9 protein-coding genes and 1 tRNA gene are annotated in these 12,154 nt (G+C 58.0%); 1 reads left to right on the top strand and 9 read right to left on the bottom strand.

Translation table 11 applies throughout. From position 1 onward, the window contains the following. The 8 genes from WA354_RS14720 to WA354_RS14685 form a co-directional block, all read right to left on the bottom strand. Positions 1-948: lysostaphin resistance A-like protein (locus WA354_RS14720; RefSeq protein WP_472813772.1), on the bottom strand; the 948-nt coding region annotated here is incomplete at its 3' end. A gap of 106 nt (positions 949-1,054) precedes the next feature. Then, a complete protein-coding gene (locus tag WA354_RS14715) occupies positions 1,055-1,900 on the bottom strand; it encodes an acetyl-CoA carboxylase carboxyltransferase subunit alpha (protein WP_472813771.1) in 846 nt (281 codons plus the stop codon). Between the two features lie 119 nt (positions 1,901-2,019). Then, positions 2,020-2,679, bottom strand: a complete 660-nt coding sequence (locus WA354_RS14710) for a TetR/AcrR family transcriptional regulator C-terminal ligand-binding domain-containing protein (RefSeq protein ID WP_472813770.1) — start codon at positions 2,677-2,679, stop codon at positions 2,020-2,022. 28 nt (positions 2,680-2,707) lie between these two features. Continuing rightward, on the bottom strand, positions 2,708-3,457 hold the full coding sequence (locus tag WA354_RS14705; protein ID WP_472813769.1) for an ABC transporter permease: 750 nt from the start codon (positions 3,455-3,457) through the stop codon (positions 2,708-2,710). Continuing rightward, positions 3,454-4,239: an ABC transporter ATP-binding protein gene (locus WA354_RS14700; RefSeq protein WP_472813773.1), complete on the bottom strand. Its 786-nt coding sequence runs from the start codon at positions 4,237-4,239 to the stop codon at positions 3,454-3,456. The genes WA354_RS14705 and WA354_RS14700 overlap by 4 nt, the downstream gene beginning before the upstream one ends. A 147-nt stretch (positions 4,240-4,386) precedes the next feature. Next, positions 4,387-5,394: an AI-2E family transporter gene (locus WA354_RS14695; RefSeq protein WP_472813768.1), complete on the bottom strand. Its 1,008-nt coding sequence runs from the start codon at positions 5,392-5,394 to the stop codon at positions 4,387-4,389. A gap of 236 nt (positions 5,395-5,630) precedes the next feature. Further along, positions 5,631-9,524: an alpha-amylase family glycosyl hydrolase gene (locus WA354_RS14690; protein ID WP_472813767.1), complete on the bottom strand. Its 3,894-nt coding sequence runs from the start codon at positions 9,522-9,524 to the stop codon at positions 5,631-5,633. Positions 9,525-9,834: 310 nt separating this feature from the next. Further along, the gene (locus tag WA354_RS14685; RefSeq protein WP_472813766.1) at positions 9,835-10,332 is read right to left on the bottom strand and encodes a hypothetical protein; all 498 of its coding nucleotides are present in this window, start codon (positions 10,330-10,332) and stop codon (positions 9,835-9,837) included. Between the two features lie 543 nt (positions 10,333-10,875). Here WA354_RS14685 and WA354_RS14680 point away from each other — a divergent pair. After that, positions 10,876-10,965 (top strand) — tRNA-Ser (locus tag WA354_RS14680). Between the two features lie 206 nt (positions 10,966-11,171). On the opposite strand, the gene WA354_RS14675 is transcribed toward WA354_RS14680, so the two are convergent. Beyond that, positions 11,172-12,154 (bottom strand): choice-of-anchor D domain-containing protein (locus tag WA354_RS14675; RefSeq protein WP_472813765.1); only part of this gene is annotated, 983 nt, incomplete at its 5' end.

The following is a 12,154-nucleotide window of genomic DNA, read 5'->3' as shown; positions in this document are numbered from 1 at the left end:
CGGCGGGGCCGGTTCCGTGGGGGGTGCCATCGCGGCTTCGTGCTGGCGGCGCGCAGCCGCATCCAGGTCTACGGCGACTCCGCCGGGAACGATGATGGGAGCGTTGTAGTGGAAGTCCAGGTCACGGGTTACGCGATAAATTACTGGAAACGCAATCAGAAGCACCAGGCAAGCGAACCAGCTGGCGTCGATTCCATATCCGCCGCCGGTCAGCCAGAATGGCCCCATCGGATTGCCCTCAATGATGGGCGAATGACTGCTGACACCCCGCACCGTCAATCCGAAGATGAGGGCCTGCGAGGCTTTCCAGCCAAAGTTGAATCCCCAACTTACCCAGAGAGCACGGGTGCGCAGATAAGCCGTCGTCAGCAGGAAACTGAAGACCACCGAGATGGCGACACTCGCATTGGTTGCTCCGGGTCGTAGCGCATTGACAATGGCGTAGAACAACGCAAATCCGAAGGCAGCGCCGGATGAACCGACGACCTGGGCAAAACGTTGGAACCCATATCCGCGGAAGGCGACCTCTTCGCCGAGCGCGAGGAGCGCGAAGTATGCAGCATCAGCCAGCAGCCATGACCACGCAGACGGCTGCGCCGTGATAACGACAGCGATGCCGCCAATCGCCGTCATGGCAAGAACACATGCCACAACCGCTCCCCACCCGACTGCCATGCCAGCGGCAACTTCCCGTGTCCAGCCGGGACGAAGGGGCAGCCCTTGCGCGGCAATGGAACCCACCTGCCGGTCGAAGAGCGAACCGAAGGCCGCGTAGCCGAGCACGAGAAAAAACACAAGCAGGAACTGCTCTACGAGCGGCGCCCACACGTCCCGATGGATGGCGATCGATGCGTTGTGCGCAAACGACCGCGCCACGAAGAAGTAAAGGACTGCGGCGATGAATTCGAGGTAGGCGCGCATTTTGCCGCCGCGTGCAAGCGCACTCATCCCCAACTCCTTTGATGAAGCGAATCTGCGTGGCTGGCGGTCATCTGCAATCGGCGGTGGAAGAGCATGCGTTCGCGCTCGACAGGCATTCGGAGCGTCACGCGCACTATCCTTCTGTATAGCATTGGGCGATGTTGCGGAACTTTTTTTGGCGCGCTGCAATCAGGGCGTCAACGGGCATCGATTTCAATTCGGCGAGGTGCTTCTGAATTGCCGCCCCTACCAGTCCAGCGCCGACGGGGTGATCGGTGTGCGCGCCCCCCGGAGGCTCTGCAATGATTTCGTCGATGCACCCCAGCGCGGCGACTTCGGGCGCGGAGATGCGCATGGCTTCGGCGGCCTGCTGTTTATGCGAGGCATCGCGCCACATGATGGCAGCGCATGACTCCGGCGTGATCACAAAATAGAGCGCGTTTTCGAGAATCAGCACGCGGTCGCTGACAGCCAGCGCCAGTGCGCCACCGGATCCGCCTTCGCCGCTGATGATGGAAATGGTCGGCACGCGCAGTCGCGCCATCTCGCGTATGTTGCGCGCTATGGCTTCCGCCTGGCCGCGCTCTTCAGCGCCGAGACCGGGATAGGCTCCGGGCAAGTCAATGAAGCTGATAATCGGGCGGTTAAATTTCTCGGCGATCTTCATGCCGCGAAGCGCCTTGCGATACCCCTCCGGATTGGGCATGCCGAAGTTGCGCTTTACGCGCTCCTTGGTGCTGCCGCCCTTGCGATTGGCGATCACGAACACTTCGTCGTCGCCAAGCTTTGCCATGCCACAAGCCACGGCGGCGTCGTCGCCAAAGGCGCGATCCCCGTGAATCTCGCTGAAATCCGTAAAGATTCGCTCGATAAAGTCCATGGGGTAAGGCCGCTGGGGATGGCGTGCCGTCTCAATTCTCTTCCACGCCTGTGATTCCGGCTGCGGGGCGTTAGGTGAACCTGATGCGTGTTCAGTCATCTGAAGTTGGCAGCGGCTGGGACGTGAACCGATCCATCGGTCCCGCGTGCTGCTCCTAGTGATTCTACGGGTCGAGGCCGGCTTGGACAAACTTAACCCATCTTTTCAACCATCGGCTATCAGCTCTTAGCTCTGGTCGGCTTTCTCTTTGCTGTGGACGATTCCTTTTTGATTCCAGCCTTTTCTATGTGCTGTTCACGCGCCTGGCTGTGTGCGCGCCAGAAAGTTTGCGCGGTCATTGGACCGAGGTCAGGAGCGTTCGGGTGCTGCTCCTTGTGGAAGACGTGCGCGTAGAGCATGGGGCCAAGCAGCAGTGCCATGGCGGCTTCGAGATCAAGATCGCGGGGCAGCTGGCCGCGGGAGATGCCACGGCGTAGAACGCGCTTGAGGCACTGGCGGGGAGGCTCCATAACGCGATGGCGCCATGCCTTACCGAACTCCGGATGAATGGCAGAATACGCAATCAGCGACGGCGTCATGCGATTGCGGGCTGCGTCGAATTTGTCTGGCGGCTTGCGTGTGAGCACTGTCGTCAGGTCCCGCTGCAGATCGCCGGTGTCGACATCTTCTGGCTCGCGATCGAGGCCGTTCACCATCAGCATCACTTCAAGCAGCAGGGCTTCTTTGTCGGCCCAGTGGTTGTAGATGGTTGCCTTGCTCACGCCGGACGCCTGCGCGATCGAGTCCATGCTGGTGGCCTCAATGCCGCGCTCGGCGAACAGATTGAGCGCGGCGTTGAGGACTTTTTCGTGAGCTTCAATACTGCGGGGTCGGACCATGATTATGCTTCGATTTCGATGGAGCGCATTATATTTCGATCTTCGAGAAACGATACGCTCCAAACACCAGCAGGATGGCGCCCACGACTGCCAGCACCATGAAGTCAAGCCTCGGATCGAATGCGGCGTTCGACGCGCCCAGCACATTCCGCATTCCATCAATGCCGTACGACAAAGGATCGGCGCGCGTAATGTACTTCAAGACGCTCTTGGCATCGCTGAGCGGGAACATCGCTCCGGAGAGAAAGTAGATGGGCAGCACGAGAAAGTTCATGATGAGCTGAAAGCCCTGCATGTCCTGCAGGCCTGAGCCAATGGCCATGCCCAACGCTGCAAAGTTCAAGGCAATCAGCACCATGAATCCAAGAGCGAGAGGAATGGCGGAGAGATGCGCGGGCCGAAAACCCGCGAGCAGACAAATCACCATGACCAAAAGGCCCTGGAGGCATGCCACTGTTGCGCCTCCCAGAGTGCGGCCGATCATGATCTGGAGGCGCGAAACGGGGGCAACCAGGGTCTCCTTGAGAAAACCAAACTGGCGATCCCAGAGAAGGCCGAGGCCTGAAAAGATCGACGAGAACAAGACGGACATGCCGATCACACCGGGTGCAATGAATTGAAAGTAGTCGCCATTGCCGGCGCGCTTAAATACAGGCCCGAGACCGAACCCGAGCACCAGTAGATACAGCATCGGCTGGCCCAGCGAAGCAATGATCTGCGCACGCGACCGCGTATAGCGCTTCAACTCCCGAAGCCACAAGATATAGATCGCGCTCATCGTTTGCCTCCAGTCCACATCTTTGCAAACTGCCGCATCTGGTCGGCGGAGTCTGCGCTTTCGTCCCGGATGGTCGAGCCGGTCAGTTTGAGAAAAGCATCCTCCAGAGATTCTGAATTGGTCTGCTCCTTGATCTCTTTCGGCGTGCCCTGGGTGACCAGCTTGCCGTGATCGATCACGCCGATTCGATGAGCTACGCGGTCCGCCTCATCCATGTAGTGCGTGGTGAGGAAGACCGTTACTTTCTCTGCTTCGTTGACTCTCTTCACGTGGTTCCACAGCTGATTGCGGCTCTGGGGATCGAGGCCCAGCGTAGGTTCGTCGAGGAAAAGAATTTTGGGCGTGTGGAGGAATCCACGCGCGATCTCGAGTCGCCGCTTCATTCCGCCGGAAAACTTCTTCACCTGGTCATTGCGGCGCTCCCAGAGTTCGAAGAGATTCAACAACTCTTCAGTGCGCTGCTTCCGCACCTTATGCGGGACGTGGTAGAGCACGCCGTGAATCTCCATATTTTCAGCGGCCGTCAAGTCGCCGTCGAGGCTGGGATCCTGGAACACAATTCCGAAGCTTTGCCGGACCGCGCTCTGATTCTTTTGCGGGTCGAGGCCGTCGAGTTGAATGGCGCCGCTGGTGGGGTGCAGCAGCGTGGTGAGCATTTTGATGGTTGTGGTCTTCCCTGCTCCGTTGGGGCCGAGGAAGGCAAATATCTCTCCCGCCGCCACGTCGAACGAGACGTCGTTGACGGCGGTGAAGGTTCCAAATGTCTTTACGAGGTTTTGCACCCTGATCAAGTGAGCGACCTCCTGGGGCGGAGATTCAATACTGAACGGTTTAGTTCAGTTTGTCAAGCAGCGGATTTGCTAAATCCCCGCCACAGCGGCGCGCGCTCGTCAGCGAGCGGAATGCGCAATAGAGGCAAAATACACAACTCATCCAGATGCTTGGTCCGCGAGGTCGTTTTTCCGAAGATTATTCTCCAGAAACTCCTTCAAAACGAGAGTCAATGGGATCCCGGCAATCGCGCCCGGGATTCCGAGGAGAAACGACCAGCCCACCAGCGATAGCGTGATTTCGAGAAAGGAGATACTCATCGACTTCCTTGCGAGGATCGGCATCACCACGTTTCCAACGATTAACTGGGTCAAGATCAGAACACAGGCCACAAAAACGGCCCTTTGCCAGCCGAACATAAGTAAGGTAAGGAAAATCGGTGGGACCATTGCGATGGCGGGCCCCAGAAAAGGAATGAACGCCAGAAAGAAATACAGGACACACCAGAGAATCGGGGTTTCCACACCCATCGCAAACAGAAAGGCCAAATTGATCAGCGCATTGATGCCTGCGGACTTGGCTGTAACAACCACGTAGCCTCTCGCATAGGAGGCCTGGCTCATCAGAGCGCCGGCGAGAAGGCTCGGCGCGATTCCCACCTCTGGCAACATTTCCATGAGAAGAAGAGACGCCAGAAGGCAGATCAGCAGTGACTCGGAGGCAATTGCACTCGCTCCCGGAACCACGGAAGTCGCGATTGCGCCGAGTCGTTCAGGGGTCAGCAGTTTCTCCAGGGAGAGGTTCGCGGGGTTAATGCCTTGAAAGCGAATCATCAGAACCGTGATTTGATCGTAGAGACCCGCCAGACGTTGTTCGTAAAGAGGCACTCTCTCCGCAAGCCTCGCGATGCCTGCTTCAAGAGTGAACAAGGCCGTCAGACCTGCAAAGATGAGGGCGATGACTGTGAGGGTCGTCGCCCGGCGCTTCGATAGCCTGAACCGGTGCATGAGCCAGGAGGGAAAAGGGACCACGGCGTAGGCAAGCATGAGACCGAGCAGCAGGGGGCCGAGAATTGCGGAAGTGAACCTGACACCCCAAACGAGGATGACTATGTATGCGGCAGCTTGAAGTGAATGCAGGAGCGAAGAGGGGAGGCGGTCTTTCATGTTGAGACTCGAACCTCCGATTTTTCTTTCGTGGCAATTCCCATCGAATCCCCTTACACACTAAGACTCAATGGGAGGCCGAAGAAAAAGGTACCGGTCAGTTTTTTGAATGGTCCGCTGCTGTCCCGGCAGTGCATGCGAAAACTCAACAATTTCCACGAAGACCGATTGTTCCCGTCAGTGACAGTGTCTGGCCCCCACTTGGAGGAAATCTACTGTCAGAACTGACAGCACTCTCACCGCGACTTCATCGGTTTCGATGGGGCAGTTTCCGAATCATCCTTGGTTGAATCGTCAGTGTCGGACGATTCCGCTTTTGATCCGCGCGGAAGGTTGCGCTCCAGCGCATCAAGGGGCGTCGATGCTACGTTGCTCGGCTGCTCAGCCGTTTTCGCCTTGCGCTCGTCCTCCCCCTCGTCGGCGCCCAGGATCGATTGCAGACGGTAGCCCGCCTTTTCCGCCGCAGCCAGTGCCTCATGCACCTTGTTACTCAGCGCCAGCACTTCAGTTCTACTGGGCGACGGCTCTCCGGCGATATGCAAAAGCGCCGGCATCTGCAGCCACCATAGAAATTCTTCGTACGGCTCTCGCACCAGGTACGAACTTCCGCCGGCATCGTGAACGCCGGTCAACCATCTCACATCCGGATCGGACCAAAGCTCCCGCGAAATCCCGCCCATCTCGATCGCGTGCTGCGACGTTGCCGCAGACTTGCTTTCGGGCTCTGCCGGCTTCTTCGGCGGAGCGGCTTCGGATTCTTTCGACGCAATTTTCTCTGAATGCTCGTGAGTTGCAGTTCCCTGCTCCGGAGTTCCGATGTCACTCTTTGATTTGGCGAGTAAAACCACCTTTATGCGCGCCGCAGCTCGCCATCCCGCCTCGCCGTCAAACCCGAGAGCGTTGAACGACTCGGCCAGGGGCTGCCGCAGACGCAAGCGATCGAATGCGTCGAGCGCAGCTTGTTCCGGCTTTGCCAAGTCAATGGATTCGGCCAGTGTCTCGAGCGCGCACCATGCGATGATGGGCGCCCACATCGCGGTCGCGGTCATTTGCGGGCTGGGGCTGGGTAATACGCGCCGCGCAGCAGCCGTCCATGGCTCTTTGAACAGGGTCTCGACCACGGGGATGCGCATGGCTGCGCTGAGCCGCTCACGGAAAGCCGGTCCGAGCAATCCCGGCATTGTCATTTCTTTTTGTACGCCGGTGCGCGCGCGGAATGCAGGCTGCGCGATGCGCAGAAAGGCTTCGCAGCGAGTCCATGCCACGTTGAATAGCTCGCTGCGCCGGCGATTCAGCTTGCGATCGAGGGCCACGCTGATCGTGCCATTGCCAGCGGTGGCGCGAGGGTGCTCGGCCAGGTCGGTCAGCAGCCGGATCATGTCCTGATCGAGCAGCGCGTGCACCGCCTGGTAAACCGGCTGCAACTCCATGTCGACAAGCGCGTCTTCAAGGCTCGGGACGCCGCGTCCGTTCAGCTGATCGCACAGGCGGTCCCACGGTTTCTCTGCGGACGCCCACTTCTCATGCCAATCCATAAACACGTGGCACTGGTAGGCATGCAGGTGAAACGTCAGGCCGCCGTCGGCAAAGTCGTTGGCGCGGCGAAGGTATTCAAGGCCGGTCAACGCATCGCGATATGCAAGGATTGCGCCGGTGTCTCCGCCAAATCCGAGACCATCGCCGATGGTGCGTTGGCGCAGCTGCGAAGTGGCTTTGTCAGCATAGGCGGCGGAGTTGTGGATCGTACCGTGAGCAGTGCCGTATCGATTGTTGTAAATCACCAGCGCGCGTTCGTTGCCGGTGCGATTGGAGTAGGCGAATATGTTCTCGTCGACCGAACCCGAGCCTTCGAAAAAGTCGTACAGCAGGAAGTTGTGGCTCTCGGCGAAAACCCAGCGGCGCTTGAGCAGCGGCGCGATCTCGCGATCGTGGCGCTCCACCAGCCAATGGTCCGGCGTCTCGTCATAACGCGGGCGCTGATATTCCATGCCGTACTTTTCAGTGAACCCTTCAATCTGCCCATGTCCGAACATCGGCAGTCCCGGCAGGGTCGCCATCATGGCCGTCACACCGAAGCACTTGTCGCCCTTGCCAAACTGGTCAATTGCTGTTCTTTCATCAGGATTGCTCATGAAGTTGACGTAACGCTTCATGATGTCCGGATCGAATTCCAGGGTGTTCTTGATGACGGAGCGGTACTCGGCGTTCTTTTCGTCACGCATCATGTTCATGAAGGCGCTGTTGTATACGCGATGCATGCCGAGCGTACGAACGAAGTAGCCCTCCATGAGCCAGAAGGCCTCGGCGAGCAGCAGCGTTCCGGGCACTTCCTTGGCGACACGGTCTACCACCTCGCGCCAGAATTCGTGCGGCATGTGCTGGTTGAATTCCGCCTGGCTCATGCTGTACTCGGCGCGAGAGGGAATGGCGCCGCTCGATCCGGGTCCGGGAAACCACAGCCGATGAAAATGCCGCTTGGCCAGAGTCATGGCAGCATCAAAGCGGATTACCGGAAACAACCGCGCCACGTAAAGGATGGTTTGAATCACCTGCTCGCGAACCGCAGGATTCAAATAGTCGAGCTGCGCTGTATCGTTCCACGGAAAGCTGGTGCCGTCGTTGCCGTGATAGATGTAGCGCGTGTCTCCGGTCCACTTGTCGCGGCGCTGGAAGACCACGGCAGCATCAGTCTGTTCGAAGTAGTGATCTTCAATTTTGATTTCGACACGGTTGTCGTGTGAGAGATCCGGGCCATTAAAACTATATGCCGGATACGGCGACTCCGACCGGGAAATGAACCACTCCGGATGCTCGATCACCCACGGCGAATCGATGCCCATGTGGTTGGGCACCATGTCGCTCGCCAGGCGAATCCCCTTGTGATAACAGCGGTCGCGCAGAGTGATGTAGGCCGGTTCGCCGCCCAGGTCCTCAGCAATCTTGTAGTCGAAAAGCGAATAAGCCGAAGCGACAGCATCCTGATTCCCGCAAAGCTGCTTGATCGTTTTCGACGCGCGACTTCGCTCCCACACGCCAATCAGCCAGAGAGAATTGAGCCCGCGATGTGCCAGGGTCGCAAGCTCTTCATCGGGAATCTGGTCGAGCCGATGAATGTGCCGGCCATACTGCTTGCTGAGTTGCGCCAGCCACACGTAGGTGCTCTTCGCAATCAGCACCGCGTTCGGCATCCAGGCGGTATCGGGGCTGAACTTCTCGTACTCATGCGCAGGGTCGCCGAACACCGGCACCTGCGACTCGCTTACGATTGAGGGCCATTGCTGCGTACCGCTCTCGCGACGGCGGCGCGCGGCTTCTTCAGCGGCGGCACGCGCGCGGGCTGCATCCGGATTGAACTGCATCCAGATGGCCATCTCTTCTTCATGCAGAACTTCGCCGCCCATCATCAGCAGGCGGTCCATGCTGTCGCCGAGCAGTGGTCGCCACAACCTGCGAATCAGGGCCAGTTGCTCAGCGAGTGAAGCCGGCGCACCGCTCACGGGGGCACGCAACAGATCAAACAGGCTGATCGCCTTCGCGCCCTCCACCGGGATCAGGGGCCGCGTCGCAAAATACTGCGGAAGTTCCTGCGTAACCTGCCGGTAGACAGTCTTCTCGGCAAGCGGCTTGTCTTCAAACAGCTCTTCGAACTTCTTGAATGCCTCGTTGCGATTGGCCGACCACAGCAACAGTAACTCCTCAAGGGCGGCGGCACGGTGCGGCATACTGCCGGTCTTGCCGTTGAGCCACTGCCGCGGAGTTTCTTCGCCTCTCATCACGCTCTGCCCCGGGAAATGCTCCACAAAAGTCAGCAGCATGGTGTCGAGTTCCGGGGAGCCCACGCGGCCCGCAAACCAGTCGAGCGCCGACGTCATCACTTCAGGGTCGAATTGCTCGCGGTAACGCGCCATGAGCACGTGGCTCGCCTCGTCGATCAGACCCATGGCAAACAGTTGCCCGGCATGGACGGCCAATTCGGGATATTTGTCGGCCTCGCGCACCTGGTTCATCTGGTGGGCGAAGGCGCGGCAAGCCGCAACATTGGCAAACACCACGTTGCCGTTATACGAGAAAAGCGACTCAGCAAACCGATATCGTTCGCGCGCCTTCCGCGAGATGTGGAATTCCATCATGAGAAACTCGACTCCCTGTCGAACGCCGTATTAACCGTGACGCTCCCTTCCTGCTTTGGAGCCAGTCATTATGCGGGAGAACCCGGAAATTGTGTCTTTCCTCTGCTTTGGAACTGCCTGCATGGGCCAGAAACAACCAAGAGGTAAAGTATCACCTTGGAGTACCGGGGTGCTGCAAGCTTGCAGCCAACCGCGCATCCAGCTCCTGGCACCCCGATCAAATATGCAGGAATGCTCTCAAGGGCCTACAACCCGAATTATTCAAACAGAAACTCGGGGATGAAAGCAGACTTGTTCTTTGCGGGTTGTTCTACTGATCGTTCGGGATCTGACGCTCAACTGTCTGCAACGCCCTTTGAAACATGCTGAAGAGGAAAGCAGTGGTGAGCCCAAACAGCAGCCAACCATTTAGCGCCTCTGTCGCGCCTAACAACTGCCAGCGGGGTTCCAAAAATAGACTTTCGTGACCGTAGCTGGTCATCGCATTGAGCGAATAGAGCATTGCTGAACCGGCGTCAGGGAGTGCATTAAGAAGCAGAAAGCAAATAGCCCAGATGATGATCTCTATCACGTGCAGTGCAGTGGTCAACATCGAGACGGCGCCTAGTACAAGCACAAATCTGACTCCGGAATGGCGCTTGTTCCTTACCCGGGACAATGTTTGAGCGGCTCTCTCGTGCATAATCCCGAGGCCTGAGATATGGATGATCACCGTTAGGAAGATCACCAGCAAGCCCCATCCCCAATCCGCATGCCAGGTCCCAACGCCATGGATAGAGGCTCCGAGAACGCCTTCGACAGTTCCCATCCGAATCTCCGTTGATTGAATCAGTCAACCCAAACCTACCCGCATCCTGGTTTGCGTTGGTCCCCGAAGCAACGAAATCCCGATGGACGGCGGGCCCTTCCAAATGGAGAACAGAGCCGTGTCGGTAGATCTTTGCATCTCTGCGACTTCTATTGCGTATATCGCGTAGGAGAATACCCTTGGCCGGCCTGTTCTGAAACTGGCAAAAGACACAGTATCCAGAAGCACAACCCCGGGCGAAATGTCCTTTTGCAAATGGTTCCTCGCGCGTGAGCCTCGAAAGAGTCCCTCGGTAGGTAACGGCAACCTCCGTAATTGTCCTCTCTGGGTGTTAAAAGCTGTGCTTCCTTGTCAGTTGCAGTAACGTGGGTCATTCGACGATCCAAATGGCAATGCGTTATTCTCAATGAGTGCCTAAAGTGATTCGGGCCGCGTTTGGATGGCCCGGAACTTCTTCCGCGCGAGTGGGAGTCTGAACCGAGACAGGCATTTGGCACTCTGGCTGGTTTTCCACAGCCGAGCAAGAAGTTGGAAAAACAAAGCGGAGAGGTGGCAGAGTGGTCGATTGCGCTCGCCTCGAAAGCGAGTGAGCCTTTACGGGCTCCGGGAGTTCGAATCCCCCCCTCTCCGCCATAATCCCTTCCCAGATTTCTAACGACCGTCCATTGTTCAACGCAGATATCGGAAGGCCCGCGCCTGTCGTGTCTTTCCCTATGTGGCTCAACTTCACGACAGGCTCGGCCGGAACGGTTTTTTGAGCGCGAGATCCTGGAGTTTCATCCCACCTGCCAGACAACCCGCTTCGGTCTGGCAGGATGGGATGTTGCAGGCTGGTTTGCCTACGGAATCGTCACTGTTGTCGTGTTCGAAGCCACACTTTGGGCTCCGAGAGAATCGACGCTCATGACGTAATACACGTAACTCGTTGCGTGTACCACGGTGGTGTCAGAGTATGTGGTCTGGGAATCCTCAGCCGAGTTGATGAGCTGGTAATTTGAGCTTCCCGCGGTCGCGCGATAAATGTTGTACCCAACCACCGGGTCAGTTCCAGCGCTGGGCGTATTCCAGGAAAGCTGCACTCGATGCGGATCGCCCGTTCCACTCAGGCTGACGCCCGTACTTCCCCCGGTGCAGTTGCTCGAGATCGTCAACTGCCCGGTATACGAACCGGCTGTTAGAGGAGCGAACACGACACTCAGATTTGCTGTCTGGCCTGGATTTAGGGTCACGGGGAAGGTCGTCCCTGAAACCGAGAAGCCGCTCCCAGCGATCGAGGCCCCCCTTACCGTGACAGGAGACGTACCTGTCGCGGTCAGCGTGATGGTCTGAGTGGCCGTGGAATTGGCGATAATTTCGCCAAAGGGAACGCTGGTGGCATTGATGCTGAGCGAACCGCCTGCCGTGCCCAGTTGAATGGCAAACGTCTGGGAGAGGCCGCTGGCTGTGGCGGTAATTGTGGCCGTCTGAGACGTGGTTACCGCGGTGACTGAACTCGAGAAGGCAGCACTGGTTGCCCCGGCCGCTACAGTTACAGAAGACGGAACCGTGACGGCTGAATTGTTGCTCGACAGCGCAATTGCCAATCCCCCGCTTGGAACTGCTCCGCTCAACGTCACCGTGCAGGCGTCTGTTCCTGCTCCTGTATAGCTCGCGGTGCCGCACGAAAGAGTCTTCAACGTCGACGCAGCAATTCCGGCTCCGTTCATGTTGATGACCGCGCTGGGATTGGTGGAAGAGTTGCTGGCAATCGTAACCACCCCAGTGTAGTTGTACGGTTCTGGTATCTGAGGACTGAACGTCGCTGTCAATTTAGCAGTCTGTC

It is taken from the genome of Occallatibacter sp. (genome assembly GCF_049802275.1).
Classification (GTDB): Bacteria; Acidobacteriota; Terriglobia; order Terriglobales; family Acidobacteriaceae; genus Telmatobacter.
This window is presented reverse-complemented; position numbering and strand designations above follow the sequence as displayed.